Origin of the sequence: Draconibacterium halophilum (assembly GCF_010448835.1) — a bacterium.
Lineage (GTDB): Bacteria > Bacteroidota > Bacteroidia > Bacteroidales > Prolixibacteraceae > Draconibacterium > Draconibacterium halophilum.
Genome location: NZ_CP048409.1, coordinates 539636 through 554028, shown reverse-complemented (window position 1 = coordinate 554028; position 14393 = coordinate 539636). Strand labels below are relative to the sequence as shown.

Annotated in this window: 10 protein-coding genes; 2 read left to right on the top strand and 8 right to left on the bottom strand. The window is 41.8% G+C overall.

Annotated features, from left to right (window positions below; genetic code table 11):
- Positions 1–38 precede the first annotated feature (38 nt).
- From G0Q07_RS02090 to G0Q07_RS02080, 3 genes are all read right to left on the bottom strand, one after another.
- Positions 39–737, bottom strand: a complete 699-nt coding sequence (locus G0Q07_RS02090; RefSeq protein ID WP_163344521.1) for an ABC transporter ATP-binding protein — start codon at positions 735–737, stop codon at positions 39–41.
- 170 nt (positions 738–907) lie between these two features.
- Positions 908–2158: an efflux RND transporter periplasmic adaptor subunit gene (locus G0Q07_RS02085; protein WP_163344520.1), complete on the bottom strand. Its 1251-nt coding sequence runs from the start codon at positions 2156–2158 to the stop codon at positions 908–910.
- Between the two features lie 98 nt (positions 2159–2256).
- Positions 2257–3624 carry a TolC family protein gene (locus G0Q07_RS02080; RefSeq protein ID WP_163344519.1) on the bottom strand — a complete coding sequence of 456 codons (1368 nt, stop codon included), beginning with the start codon at positions 3622–3624 and terminating at the stop codon, positions 2257–2259.
- A 268-nt stretch (positions 3625–3892) separates the two neighbouring features.
- On the opposite strand from G0Q07_RS02080, the gene G0Q07_RS02075 reads away from it, so the two are divergent.
- Positions 3893–5278: a sigma-54-dependent transcriptional regulator gene (locus tag G0Q07_RS02075; RefSeq protein ID WP_246222968.1), complete on the top strand. Its 1386-nt coding sequence runs from the start codon at positions 3893–3895 to the stop codon at positions 5276–5278.
- The gene (locus tag G0Q07_RS02070; RefSeq protein WP_163344518.1) at positions 5275–6627 is read left to right on the top strand and encodes a sensor histidine kinase; all 1353 of its coding nucleotides are present in this window, start codon (positions 5275–5277) and stop codon (positions 6625–6627) included. The genes G0Q07_RS02075 and G0Q07_RS02070 overlap by 4 nt, the downstream gene beginning before the upstream one ends.
- 15 nt (positions 6628–6642) lie before the next feature.
- Here the strand turns inward: G0Q07_RS02070 and G0Q07_RS02065 are convergent, their stop codons facing one another.
- The 5 genes from G0Q07_RS02065 to G0Q07_RS02045 all read right to left on the bottom strand — a co-directional run bounded on the left by G0Q07_RS02065 (position 6643) and on the right by G0Q07_RS02045 (position 14332).
- Positions 6643–7053 (bottom strand): DoxX family protein, encoded by a 411-nt coding sequence (locus tag G0Q07_RS02065; RefSeq protein ID WP_163344517.1) that lies wholly within the window; start codon positions 7051–7053, stop codon positions 6643–6645.
- 163 nt (positions 7054–7216) lie between these two features.
- Positions 7217–9802 carry an alpha-L-arabinofuranosidase C-terminal domain-containing protein gene (locus tag G0Q07_RS02060; RefSeq protein ID WP_163344516.1) on the bottom strand — a complete coding sequence of 862 codons (2586 nt, stop codon included), beginning with the start codon at positions 9800–9802 and terminating at the stop codon, positions 7217–7219.
- 81 nt (positions 9803–9883) lie between these two features.
- Positions 9884–12268: a glycoside hydrolase family 127 protein gene (locus tag G0Q07_RS02055; protein WP_163344515.1), complete on the bottom strand. Its 2385-nt coding sequence runs from the start codon at positions 12266–12268 to the stop codon at positions 9884–9886.
- Between the two features lie 10 nt (positions 12269–12278).
- Positions 12279–13646, bottom strand: coding sequence for a glycoside hydrolase family 27 protein (locus G0Q07_RS02050; protein WP_163344514.1), 1368 nt, complete (start codon positions 13644–13646; stop codon positions 12279–12281).
- Positions 13647–13789: 143 nt separating this feature from the next.
- On the bottom strand, positions 13790–14332 hold the full coding sequence (locus tag G0Q07_RS02045; RefSeq protein ID WP_163344513.1) for a DUF6144 family protein: 543 nt from the start codon (positions 14330–14332) through the stop codon (positions 13790–13792).
- Between the last annotated feature and the right edge of the window lie 61 nt (positions 14333–14393).

The following is a 14393-nucleotide window of genomic DNA, read 5'->3' as shown; positions in this document are numbered from 1 at the left end:
CGTACCTACGAGTACCATTTTGTACTGTATAAATAAGATTATAGCAGCACTTCTCCCATCTCCTTTTTCACTTCCTCAGTAATAATTTGTCCATCGAACAGGTTTACAACGCGGTGAGCAAATTCTGAATCGTGCATCGAGTGAGTTACCATTACAATGGTTGTACCTTCGCGGTTGAGTTCGGTTAACAGATTCATTACTTCGAGTCCGTTTTTAGAGTCAAGGTTTCCGGTTGGCTCATCGGCCAATATTAATTTTGGATTGGCAACTACCGCACGGGCAATGGCCACACGTTGTTGCTGGCCACCCGACAATTGCTGCGGAAAGTGTTTTTTACGGTGAGCAATTTTCATGCGTTCCAATACTTTTTCAACCATTTCTTTACGTTCGCGGGCTTTTAACTTCAAATAAATTAAAGGAAGTTCCACGTTTTCATACACATTCAATTCGTCGATTAAATTGAAACTTTGGAAAACAAAGCCGATGTTTCCTTTGCGCAGTAATGTGCGATTACGTTCTTTTAGTCCGCCAACTTCCTCGCCATCAAAGTAATATTCTCCGCCAGTTGGGTTGTCGAGCAAGCCAATAATATTCAGCAAGGTTGATTTTCCACAACCCGATGGTCCCATAATGGCCACAAATTCGCCCTTTTTAATGTGCAGATTAACCTTATTCAAGGCACTGGTTTCAATTTCTTCTGTGCGAAATACTTTTGTTAGTTCTGTTGTTTTTATCATGATAGAAGCCCCCTCTAACTCCCCCGAGGGGGGAGGATTTTAAAAATTTATATTTCAATTATTTGTTGTTCATTTTAATGTCTTTGTTCTCTCTTCTTGTTCCCTTTCCGTTGGAGCGGGTTAGGGAGAGGCCTGCTTCCTCCTCCCCTTGGGGAGGTTGGGAGGGGCTCTTACTTAAAAACGATCTTGTCGTTGTCGCCAAACAAGTCGTAACTCGACGTAATTACTTTTTCTCCTGCTTTCAAACCTTCCAAAACCTCGTAATACTGTGGATTTTGCTTTCCAATTCGGATACTGCGTTTTTCAGCTTCTGTTTCGTTATCGTTTAACACATACACCCATTGCCCACCTGTACTTTGGAAGAAACCACCTTTTGGAATGAGCACTGCTTTTTCCGGTTGCCCCAGCTGCAATTTTGTGTGGTAGGTTTGCCCGGTTCGGATGTTATCCGGTTTGGCTCCTTCAAAAATCATATCAATTTCAAACTGGCCTTCGCGAACTTCGGGATATACTTTTTTAACTGTAAGCTTATAATTGTCGCCACCACGATCGAATGAGGAATTCAGTCCGCGACGAACCCGGTCGATGTAGTGCTCGTCGATGAGTGCATTGATTTTAAAATTGGTTAAAATATTTACCATCCCAATGCGCTGACCTCGCCCAATAGACTCACCTATCTCGGCATTTAATAATCCCAGCTGACCATCCTCTGGCGCTTTTACATTCAGGTTATCCAGCCTTAGGCGAGCCATTTTCAGGTTATCCCTCATGTTTTCCAGACTCTCGTCCATATTTTTCTTCTGGTTAGTGCGGAAAATCGAATCCTGCTCAAACTTCAGGTATGTTAACTCCTTTTCTTTTAACGTCAGCTCATAGTCTTCCTTTGCCCGCAGGTATTCCTCCCGGGCAATCAGTTCATCGTCGTACAATGCTTTATATTGTTTGTATTTGCGCTCTGCCTGAGTTACCTGAAGATCAATCTGCAGCTTGGCTCGTTGATTACCGATCTGTTGTTGTTCAATGGCAATTTGTGTATTCCGTAGCTCGTTGGAATGGTAAGCCATATTCGACTCGCTGTTCATAATGGTGGTATTCAGGTCGTTGTTTTTCAATCTCAGAATCACATCCCCCTTTTTTATCATCGCTCCTTCTTCAATGAAAATCTCTTCCACTTTTCCCCCTTCTTCCACATCAAGGAAAATTGTTGTAATGGGTTCCACCTGGCCAATTACGGTAATGTAGTCGTTAAACTCGCCGTCGGTAACTGTGCTAATCGTTAGCTTATCTTTCTCGGCACGAAACACCGAGCCGCTGCTTCCCATCACCACTTTATACAACAGAAAGGCAAATGCCAATCCACCAACAATCCAAATAATGTGTTTGGCTTTTAAGCCTTTTTTCTTTTCTATTTGTTTATCCATTCCCATATCGATGGTACTTTAAGCCCCACCCAACCTCCCCAAGGGGAGGAGTTTTGAGCATTTATTTTAGAACTATGTTTATCATTCTCATCCGTTTTTTAATTCTCCCCCCTGGGGGAGTTAGAGGGGGCACCTTCCCAAAAACGCTGTCCTCTGTAAAACTGCAGTACTTTCATTTTTATCTCCCACAGCGTGCGCGAGCGTAAAACCGAACTCTGAGTAGTTGCCAACCGGTTTTTAGCAATGTAGTAATCGTTGATATCAATCAAGCCCTGGTCGAATTTCTTTTCGGCAGCCTGAAAGGCCAACTGGTCAACCTCGGTACGTTTTACATACTGACTGTGTTCTTTGTACAAAGCTTCCAATTCGGTGAGGTTATTTACCATCTCGAAAAACAGTTTTTGCCTTTCATTATCGAGGTTATTTTTGGCCTGTTGCAGTTCGAGTTTTGCTTTTTTCACATCGGAGCGAATCGCCCATTTATTAAAAATTGGAATACTTAACCGGGCTCCCAAATACTGATTTTTGTTGTTTTTCCATTGATCGCCAAAAGCCACCGTATTACCATCGGCATCGGTATTGGTTTCGTAAAAACCGGTGTTATACGATCCATTGGCATAAAGCGAAGGATAGAGTGCCGAGCGACTCAAAGCAAGGCCTTTTTCGGTGGCGTTTACATTGGCTTCAATCGATTGGTAATAAGGTGACCAACTGGTGTATTGCTCAAAAAGTTGTTGCGGCTGGGCTACTTTTTCATTAACTACAATCGACGAATCATCTACCAGTTCCATTTCATCAGCTGACACATAATTCATCAGTTGTTTCAGTTTTAAGGTGGCTGTTTCCACTGTGTTTTCAATCTTAATTTTGTTTAGTTCTTCCTCTTCCAGATTAGCCCGCATGTCCAGTAAGTCGGTTTTAGCTTTTAAACCCACTTCCACTTTCTTTTCTGTTGTTTTCAAACTTAGCTTCGAGGCTTCTACCTGCTCATTGGCAATTTCGAGCATTCCCTTGTAATAAACCACATCGAAAAAGGCCACCATCACGTTAAAAGCCAAATCATCGGTTGCGTTTAAACGATTGTATTCCGAGGCCTGTTTTCTGAATTGCTGATATTTTATCCGGTTCTGAATACGAAATCCATCAAAAACGGCAATAGACGATGACAAATTATAAGTGTTGTTAAAAAACTCGGTATTGATATAAGCGTTCGTATTTGGATCGACTGAGCGACCAAAGTTCAATCCCGCACTGGTTGATGCATTTAAATCCGGCAACATGTTGCGCTTGGCTTGTTGCGCGTCTTCCAGCGACAGTTTTTCAAGAATCTCGTACTCTTTTAAATTGATGTTGTTTTCAATGGCATAAGAAATACATTGGTTCAAACTCCACTTTTGTTGAGCCTGAATCGTATTTCCAATTATTAAATATAAAACTATTATAAAAACTATTCGCTTCTTGATCATCGTATAAAAATTGTTTTTACTATCCGTGCCATTATAATGCCACAAAGCCTACACATTGATTTAGTGCAACTTACCAATTCAGCTCACTTTGAATCGTTAAAAATATTTACAGAATATTGTAAAATATTTTTACAGTTGATTGGAAATGGTTTGGGCTTAGTCTAATTTTGATTTGTCATTTCGAAAACCAATTGTCATTTCGAACGCAGTGAGAAATCTATTTTTCGGAGTAATTTGAAAGAGATTTCTCAGTCATTCTTCCTTCGAAATGACAACAATAATGCGCACCATGCCAAAAGGAAACATCTTAATAGTTGACGACAACAAAAGCATTATCAGCACCCTGGAGATTTTGCTGGGGCAGGAATTCGATGCCGTGAAAGGAATTACCAACCCGAACCTCATTCCGAACGAACTCCGCACCGGCAACTACAATGTTGTAATTCTCGACATGAATTTTCAGGCCGGAATAAACACCGGAAACGAAGGTTTGTACTGGCTTGAACAGATAAAAAAGAGTTATCCCAATATCTCGGTGGTGCTGATTACTGCCTACAGCGAAGTGGAACTGGCTGTAAAAGCACTGAAGCAGGGGGCCACCGATTTTGTGCCCAAACCCTGGGACAATAGCAAACTTCTGGCTACTGTTAAAGCTGCTGTTCAACTTAATTTCTCGAAAACTGAAGTTGGAAAACTGAGACAGAAAGAGGCCGGATTAAAACAGGAACTCAACCGTGATCAGAAATTTATTATTGGTTCGTCGCCACAACTTACGCAGGTGATGAACATGGTGCGCAAAGTGGCAAAAACCAATGCTAACATTCTGATTACCGGAGAAAACGGAACGGGAAAAGAACTGATTGCCCGCGAAATACACCGCCTCTCGCAACGTCGCAACGAAGTGATGGTAAGTGTTGATATGGGAGCAATTAGCGAAACACTTTTTGAAAGCGAACTTTTTGGCCATGTAAAAGGCGCTTTTACTGATGCCCGTGAAAACCGAGCAGGGAAATTTGAGACAGCACACAAAGGAACACTCTTTCTCGACGAAATCGGGAACCTTTCGTTTCATTTGCAGGCCAAGCTACTGGCAGCCATTCAAAACCACGAGTTTATGCGGTTGGGCTCCGACAAGTCCATTCCGGTGGATATCCGCCTGGTTTGTGCCACCAACAAAAAACTGGAGAATATGGTAGTTGAAGGTTTGTTTCGCGAAGATTTGTTGTACCGTATTAACACCATTCAAATAGAAGTTCCTCCGCTACGGGAAAGAGGAAACGACATTATCATTCTGGCCGATTTCTTTCTTAAGAAATTTGCTGCCAAGTATGAAAAACACGGATTAAAAATTAACCAGCCTGCACAAGAAAAACTGCTAAAATACAATTGGCCCGGCAACATTCGCGAATTGCAACACACTATTGAAAAGGCTGTGATTTTAAGCGATTCAACGGTATTAAAACCCGAGGATTTCTTTTTTAAACAGTTGCTATCTTCGAAGTTTGAAGACGAACACCTTACCATTGAAGAGATGGAGAAACGCATGATCGTTTCGGCCATTGACAAAAATACCAGGAACATGAGTCTGGCTGCCGATAAACTGGGAATTACACGCCAAACACTGTACAACAAAATAAAAAAATACGGGCTATGATCAGTAAAAACTTATATTTTAAAATCCTGGTCAGAGTCTTGCTTTTACTGGCCGGTGCCCTATTTCTTGGGTGGATAATCTTCGACAGGCAAGCTTACATTTTTGCCATTATTCCGACACTGTTTATTTTAGGAGTCACCATTAACCTCATCTATTTCTTGAACCGCATTAACCGCCGGATATTTTACTTTTTCGATGCTATTAAAAACGAAGACTCAACCCTGCGATTCCCGAATAACATCGACAACAAAGTTATAAACGACCTCAACCAAAGCCTGCAAAAAGTAAACTCACAAATTCAGCAAATCTATCTCGACAACCAAAAGCAGGAACAATATTTTCAGGCCCTGCTGGAGCACGCTGCCACCGGTATGTTCACTTTCAATAAGAAAGGTTTTATTCTGCATTCGAATAAACTTGCCAAACAACTTTTTGAAGTGGATGTGCTTACGCATACTAACCAGTTGGAACGAATTGATCCCAAACTTTTTCAGACTATAAAAGAAATACAACCCTCCGAGCAAAGACTGATCACTTTACATTTAAAAAGCGGCATCTTTCAATTACTCATCAAGTCGAATTCATTTATTTCTGACAAAGATGAGTTGATGCTTATTTCGGTGCATGACATTAAAAACCAGCTGGATGAAAAGGAGTTGGATTCGTGGCGGAAACTGATACGGGTAATGATGCACGAGATCATGAATTCCATTACTCCGGTTACCTCGTTATCGGAAAGTCTGGCCGGATATTTCTACCAAAACGGGGCAATGGTATCGCCTGAAGATATTAATACTAAAACGATTGAGACAACCATTCGCGGGCTGGAAGTCATTCGCGAACAAGGTAAAGGACTGATCAATTTTGTGGAGTCGTATCGAAAGATTACGCGACTACCGGCTCCTGAAAAGAAAATCTTCCAGGTGAAAAACCTTATCGATCATATACGGATCTTATCGTCTTCGTTTGAGAATGCCGAACATGTTGAGTTATCGTGTAATGTTACGCCTCCTGAACTGGAATTGCATGCCGATGAAAAGCAAATTTCGCAGGTGTTGATCAACCTTGTGAAAAATGCATATCAGGCCAATGAAGACAATAAAAATGCAAAAATCACGATCAAAGCGACGGTTAACGAAACAGGTCACCCAAGCATTTTGGTTACAGACAACGGCCCCGGAATTTCGGATGAATTGATGGACAAAATTTTTGTTCCGTTTTTTACCACCAAAGAAAATGGTTCGGGAATCGGACTCAGTATTTCCCGGCAGATCATGCAATTGCACGGTGGCAGCCTGAAAATGAGTTCCGTTCCCGGAAAATATACTTCGGCAGTTTTGGTATTTTAATCCGAAAAAAGCCTTCTATTTTCTGCTGATGAAACGATCAACTGAAATTTTACCACTACCCGACAGTAGTAAAACAATATAACTTACCAGATAGAATAAAGCCATTTCTTTGCGACCAAATGGATCGGCACCATGAACAATAAACGCAGCAACAGCCATGGTAACAATTAATGGAATTACAGCCAGACGAGTTCCCAATCCAAGCATGATAAGAATGGAGCAGAAAAACTCGGCAAAAACTGCCAATACCAAAGATACTTCAGCTCCCAAGCCAAGTGGATCGCCAAATTGCATTTCGCCGGCTAAAAGGCGTTGTAGTTTTGGAAACCCGTGCGTAAGCATAAAACCTCCTGCAGCCAAACGAAGCAGCAGCAGCGAAAAGTGAACACTTGTATTGTTTAATTTTGTTCGAAATAAGCTCTTCATAGTTTCTAAATTTTATTTTACTCCAAACAACTATAAATTAAAATTGTTGGCACAAGCTCTCGAAATTAGAAATAAAAAGCCCGAGAACCATAAGACTAGCGGGCTTTTTAACTTGATATAAATCAACTTAATCTAATCGATTTTCGAAAGCAAAACATTCAGTTTATGGATTAATCCGTATGACCGAAAAAGAATAGGCTGGTAACGAATAATCAAATTTCTCTGACACACTAATTTTGCTGTCCTCCGGTTTTGCGGTTTTGGAGTCCGGTTTTCCTTTTAATACCGATAATACAGCTTCTGAATCAGCAATATCAAACCCGGACAAATCGACTGAAGCATCAACTTCTGCAGGAAGCAAGTTTACCAGTTTAACGATAAGATCGTTGGTTTTGCTGTCTTCCACTACCGAAATCGCCACTCGTTTTTTCACGTCCTCACTATTGTCCGAAAGTTTAATTTCGGACGGAATGTATGAATCGCCAGCATTGTTTCCATATAGTTTCTGCACATAATAACCTACCGTTGGATGTATTTCGGTATTGTTGAAATAGATCAAATCAGGAGTCCACTGAGTAAAACCTTCTTTGGCCAGCAGTGGTGCGTACGACGTCATGGTTACTACATCGGCATTTCGCTCAACCGAAGTCATATAAAGCGCTTCAGACAGTGCCGTTTCAATATTATTTGGTCGGCCCGGTAGGTGTGCTGCATATTCTCCGAGGTAAACTTTCGATTTGCTTCGGTCGTAGCGGTCGTAAAAATCCTGATTATGAATAAACCAACCCGGAGGCTGATAATAGTGTTCGTCAACCATTGGAACTTCGAGTTTTGTTGCCAATTCCCAGCCTTCAACATAATCGGTGCCGGTGTAAAAAGGACCAACGGTTCCGATCACCGTAATTTCAGGATATTTCTCGCGAACGGCATCGTAGATCATGGTAAAACGTTCTTCAAAAACATCGGTAATCAGGTCTTCGTTTCCAATACCAAGATATTTTAAGTTGAAAGGTTCCGGGTGTCCGGCTTCGGCCCGTACTTTTCCCCATTTGGTGCTTTTATCGCCGTTTGCCCATTCAATCAAATCGAGCACTTCCTGAATGTAATCCCCCATGTCGCACATCGGAATTCCGCCCTGTTGACCGTGCCCTCCACACGACGAATTTTGGCAGGGAACACCGGCAGCTAAAACGGGGATCGGTTCAGCATCAATATCCTCGCAAAACTGAAAATACTCGAAATAACCCAGTCCGGCAGACTGGTGGTAATTCCAAATGTTTCGCTGCGGAACACGAGCTTCCAATGGTCCTACCGTGTTGTTCCAGCGATAGATATTTTCTAATCCATCGCCATGCGCCACACAACCACCGGGGAAACGCACAAAGCGGGGTTTCATATCGGCGATTGCCTGCGCCAGATCGGCACGCAAACCATTTTTACGATTCATAAAAGTGTTTTCCGGGAAAAGAGAAATCATGTCTAAAGCTACTTTCTCTGCATCCTGTGGGATGACTTGTAGTTTTGCTTTTGCCGTGGTTTTTGTTGCTGTCAATTGTGCTTCCAGCTTTTTCCAATCGCTGGAAAAAGCTTTTGTTTTAGCCTCTGCCAACACTTCTCCGTTTCCGTCAACCAGTCTTACAAGCAAATTACTTTTCACTCCATCCAACATCCTGGCAAAAACTGAAAAGTTGTATTTTTCACCTTTTTCAACAGCAATTCCGTTAAAGCCGTCGTTTACCAATGCAACTCCGGGCTTTTCAATATCAAGTACTGCAAAATGTTTATTGTTGGTATGAATTGGTGCAACGGTATCAATGGAAAAACTGGCTTCCTCACCCGATAAACTCCAAGCTTTTTTAGCTGTCCATGTTGGGTCGTTTCCTTTTCTGTCCGAAAGCTGGTATTCAAAACCACGATTTTGAATCAACTCAGCATATAGACCACCGTCTGCCGCGTAATTAATATCCTCGAAAAATATCCCGATCAGCATATCGCTGATGGCTTTACTTTTTTCGGGGAAAACAGCGATTTCTGCTTTCACAGTTTCCAAATCCATAAACCGCTCTGCATCCAACGAAGTATTATCCGCCCTTTGCTGTTGATGAAAACGGTTCCATTCATTCCATTTAATCAGGGCATCAATTTCATTCCACGACAATTTATTGATAACACCGGTCTGCACTTCACCATCAATGCGAACAGTTTTGCGCAAATTCAGCCGATCAGCTTCTGTTGCTTCTTCTGTTACAGAATAGGTTTTGAAATCGTTTGTGGTGGTCTTGAAGATCGTTTCAAGGCCTTTATTTTCATTGATCCAGGTGATTGTATACACTTTGTTTTGCTCATCAAAAGCAACTTCAATGTTGGTCACATTTCCTTCTTCAACTACCTTGGGATACGACTGCCGTTTCCAGTTATACAAATCGGTTGAAGCGGCGTGCGCAAACTGTTGTACGTCTTCGTTCAATGTCCACAGGCAATGCCACAAACTATCGTCATCCTGAAACAAAAAAGGATCGAACATTTTCTTTTGCCCTCCCCAGGTTCCAAAATCGCTTGCCAGAAACCGGAATTCAGGACCGATGGCATGCCAGTTTTCACGATCGATACTCCATGCCAAATTCAAACCTGCAGTATTGCGGTTATTTCCGCTTGTATACGAAAAAACATAGGCCGAATCGGGCTCATTGGCTTTTAAAGTTATTGATGTAAATAGAAGTAGTACAAAAGTCAGAATATACGGTTTCATAGGTTTTAATAAATATTGGTTTAATATAGCTGTAAGCAAAAGAAAGCCATCAATTTATGACAGCTTTCTTTTGAAATATTTTTACAATTCAGGAATTTCGTCTTTACTCAGTAAGCGAACTTCAATAAGCCGCATGCTGGATTGATTGTTCGAAGCCTGCACCTTAAATATCAATTCTTGTTTTGCATGCTCACTGGCAGGTAATGGAATAACTTTTTCCAGAATATCATCTTCTCCATCTCCATTCAGTTCTATAGTACCTAGAGAATTGTTGTTCACAAGTATTTCTGCCGAACGCGGATATGCTGAATCAAAATATTTCAGGTATAAAAAGCGACCTGTATTGTCGGTATTTTTTAGGTTATAACTAAAAAACCGGCGTGTTTCGCGGTAGTGATAATCATTTGCGTATCCGGTTCTTGATCCCTCAAATTTCACAAAGTGATCCGATTCGGGCTGCTGCTCTCCACTTTCAACCTTATCAACCGTAATTTCGTCTAAGGCAATTCTGGCTTTTTCCTCTTCTTCAACCTGACGAATCATTTCGTTTAATTCATCCTCGCTTGCCTGCGACCAGTAAATATTGTAGCGCGACTCGTGTATCCGGTAAAACGGCATCAGTTCCAATCCGCTTTCGTATTGTTCCGGGTATAATCCATTAAGTTTAAATGCCAACTCGTCTCCGGCTTCTTTTTCCAGCATCGACGGTAATTTATCAGCCGAAGCCACAACTATCGGGCGATCTTTTAGCGGGATCATTTTACCTTTCGCTACGTGTCCCATTCGGCTGGCATCGGCATACAAACCTTTCAGATCTTCGGTACCGGTTTTTGCTGCCAGCACAATCGGTCCATATTCAAAAGCATAATTATTGCTGCCATCCTCCAACTGTTCTACCGTAATTTTCATAGGTAAAACCAATTCTACTTTATCGCCTTTTTCCCATTCCCGAATAACAACAGCATAACCATTTTCCGACTGCTGGTATTTTGCTTCACTTCCGTTCACCAGTACTTTCATTGCTCCTTCTTCCACCCACGATGGGTAACGAAGATGCAATTCAAATTCCGTATTTTCTTTTGGATTGATGGTAAGATAAACTTTGTCCTCATCAGGAAATTGAGTTTCCAAAACCACTTCAGTACTTTTTGCTTCCCAGTTGAGCACCGACGGAATAAATAGATTTACGTACAAGGATTTATCGCTGTGTGCATAAATCATCTCACCATATTTCCCCGGATTTTCGATACCGGAACCCACACAACACCAAAAACTGGTTTCAGGTTGCGAATAAACACGGTAGTGGTTGGGGCGCATGGGCGTAAAATAAACCAGGCCGCCATTGTCGGGGTTAACCGATGCTAAAATATGATTGTAAAGTGTTCTTTCGTAATAGTCGATAAACTTGCTATTGTTGCCGAAAGTGGGGTACAACATTTTAGTCAGTTTTAACATGTTGTACGAGTTGCAGGTTTCCGGTCCTTCAACCGATGATATCATTTCCGAGAAATCGTCTTTTGGATGAAAATGTTCGCGAACACTGTTTCCGCCAATAGCTACGCTGCGGCCGTTTACCACCACATCCCAAAAAAAGAGGGCTGCATCCGACCAGGCCGGATCGCCACCCAATTCGGCAATACGCTGGTAACCGATAACTTTTGGTATTTGAGTATTGGCATGTTTTCCATTTAGTTCATCGTGATGTTCGATTAAAGGATCGAGAATTTCGCGATGTGAGAATTTTTTAGCCAACTCAAGGTATTTCTCTTCGCCGGTAATTTCTGCTACATCGGCAAATGTTTCATTCAACCCACCATGTTCGCTGTGCAGCATGGTCTGAATCTGTTCGTCGCTTAAATCCGACACAAGATCCAGCATCCAGTCAGTCAAGCCGATTAACATGGTTTTGGCTGTTTCGTTTCCGGCATAAATCCATGCATCGCGCAAACCAGCATACGTTTTATGAATGTTATAAAGTGGCACCCAACTGCCGTTCAGATCAAATCCTCCAGCACGAATTTCACCACTTTTTACTTCTTCCCACATTTCTTCGCCACCGGGAACACCGCCAATATAACCGTTTCCGTTGGCATCCTGGCAGCGTTTCAATTCGGAAATCATATAGTCGAGTCGTTCCTTCAGTTCCGTATCGCCGGTTGACGCGTACATCAACGCCAATGCTGTAAGATAGTGACCGCCAATATGCCCATCGAGGCCTGTATTTTCCCAATTGGGATAACTTTCGGCTTTTGGTTCCAAACCGGCTTCACGTAAAAAAGGAGCCAGCAAACGATCAGGATCGAGTGCCATCAGATAGGCAACGTCCTGTATCTGCGCGTTTTTAAATTCGCTGTCGAGCAATTCTACATCGCTTAAATTAAAATACTCTACCGGCGTGTTATCTATTTCTTTTACACATGAATTCAGGGCAAAAAATAACAATAGTAATAATGCTGTATATTTCATTCGTTTATAATTACTGTTGGATTTTTAACAATGTACTTTCGTGCGCCGAAAGATTTTGATCAATGAACCCAGAGAATTTTCCAAGGTTTTCTCCCGACCACATATTAATTACTGAACATTCGCCATCAATACCCAGTTCAGAAAGTTCAACACCTACATTTAGCGGATCTTCCCCTTCTGAAATATTGAATAAAGCCAGGTAAACTTCTCCCGTTTTCGGATTTTTTGAAGTGATGGCCACTTTATTTTCATCCTGAAAAAGTTGTTTTACACCGGTGCTTTCGTGGTGCATTTTCAACACTTCTTTGTTGGTAAGCAACGATAGCGTGAATGCATCGTTACTTGGCAGATCGCCGCCAAACATAAGTGGCGATTTAAAGATGGTAAACAAGGTCATTAGCGAATATTGTTCGTCTGGAGTTAGACGTGTCATTCGCTCTTCGCCACGTTCGCCGCGAATTGAAATACGTCCCAGCGGAATCATATCGCAATCGGGCCAGGTACCGGGAGCAATGTGTGGGTACCATTGTTCACACACTTTAATCAGGTGATCGAAATGATGCCAGGTATCCCAAACATCGTCAACCATTCGCCACATGTTGGCATGTTCTTTTACGTGGTCGGCAGCTGTAATTGGTGTTGCTCCTGGCGATGTGCTTAATACGATCGGGCGCCCACAATTATCGATGGCATTCCTGATCAGCTCTATTTCTCCCTGGTGGTATGGGCGCGACAAGTCGTCGATCTTAATAAAATCAACACCCCATCCGGCGTACATATTCATTATTGAGTTGTAATATTCCTGTGCACCGGGTTTATCGGCAACAATAGTGTAGTTATCTCTTAACCACGGGCACTGCAATTCGGTGGAATAAACCTGATCGGCAGTAATACCGTCAGTTCCTAAAATCGGTAATTTGTTTTCAACTGCCACTTTCGGAATACCACGCATTATGTGGATACCAAATTTTAATCCTTTGCCGTGCACATAATCGGCCAGCTTTTTAAATCCTTTTTCATTGGCTGCCGAAGGGAAACGATTTACCGCAGGCTGGTAACGCCCGTACTCATCAATTACATAACGCGGATCGGTTTGGTTGTAGCCACCGGCTTTGTCGTTCTCCACAAACCAGCGAATATCAACAACAATGTATTCCCACCCGTAATCTTTCAGATTCTCGGCCATGTAATCGGCATTGGCTTTTACCTCGTGTTCTTCAACGGTTGGCCCGTAGCAGTCCCAACTGTTCCAACCCATTGGCGGCGTTTCGGCCCAGTTTTTAAATTCGCCTTTGGCAAATGCTTCCGGTTGTTTTTGATTGGTACATGCAAATAATGCAATAAGAATGGCAACGGATAGTAGTTTTAAGTTCTTCATATAAGGTTTTATTTTATTGACTAAACACCAAACACAAAAATATAAGAAACTGCATTTAAACAGGCGCACAATTTTTATTATAAAGTGGACAAATTCATCTAAAACTTGCACATATCTAAAAATTTGCCCGATTTCCCGGATTTTTACAATTGCACTTTATAAATACAGGTATCGTTTCCCCGATGAATTGATGATATGACTTCTGCCTTTACCTTTTTTTCCGAAACAAATGAAAACATGAGTTCGGCAAATCCTTCGGAGCAGTAACACAAAATTGACGAGTCAACTCCCTTTTCTTTATCTACCATCGGACAAACACAATAGCCCTTATTTTCATTGGCTAATAGTACTCCGGTATTTTTATCGTAATCGATTTTCCAGCCCCACTCTTTTTCTAAAAATGTGATGAACTTTCCGATATCGCCTTTGTATGGTTTCAGCACTTTTTCCATTTCTAAATGTTGAAAATGCACCTGTGCACAATTCTTCAGAATTTGTTGCGATGCCTCGGTGTTATCATCGATACTTTTTAAAAGGGTTGAAATCCACTCCTGCATAAGTAATTTCCCTGAATCGGTTTGTTCTTCTGCACGACCGTCATTTGCAATAGCCAGAAATCCACAAAAACACGAACCCGCAAGGCACGACTTTTTTATAAAACTCCTACGACTGTTATTTGTATTCATGTCTTCCACCTCAATAAAATTTGAAGAAGGAGCCTGACCTCATCATGAAGTCAGGCTCCTT

Coding starts and splice junctions, on each gene's coding strand:
- G0Q07_RS02090 (WP_163344521.1), bottom strand. CDS start 737: ATGATAAAAACAACAGAACTAACAAAAGTATTTCGCACAGAAGAAATT.
- G0Q07_RS02085 (WP_163344520.1), bottom strand. CDS start 2,158: ATGGATAAACAAATAGAAAAGAAAAAAGGCTTAAAAGCCAAACACATT.
- G0Q07_RS02080 (WP_163344519.1), bottom strand. CDS start 3,624: ATGATCAAGAAGCGAATAGTTTTTATAATAGTTTTATATTTAATAATT.
- G0Q07_RS02075 (WP_246222968.1), top strand. CDS start 3,893: ATGACAACAATAATGCGCACCATGCCAAAAGGAAACATCTTAATAGTT.
- G0Q07_RS02070 (WP_163344518.1), top strand. CDS start 5,275: ATGATCAGTAAAAACTTATATTTTAAAATCCTGGTCAGAGTCTTGCTT.
- G0Q07_RS02065 (WP_163344517.1), bottom strand. CDS start 7,053: ATGAAGAGCTTATTTCGAACAAAATTAAACAATACAAGTGTTCACTTT.
- G0Q07_RS02060 (WP_163344516.1), bottom strand. CDS start 9,802: ATGAAACCGTATATTCTGACTTTTGTACTACTTCTATTTACATCAATA.
- G0Q07_RS02055 (WP_163344515.1), bottom strand. CDS start 12,268: ATGAAATATACAGCATTATTACTATTGTTATTTTTTGCCCTGAATTCA.
- G0Q07_RS02050 (WP_163344514.1), bottom strand. CDS start 13,646: ATGAAGAACTTAAAACTACTATCCGTTGCCATTCTTATTGCATTATTT.
- G0Q07_RS02045 (WP_163344513.1), bottom strand. CDS start 14,332: ATGAATACAAATAACAGTCGTAGGAGTTTTATAAAAAAGTCGTGCCTT.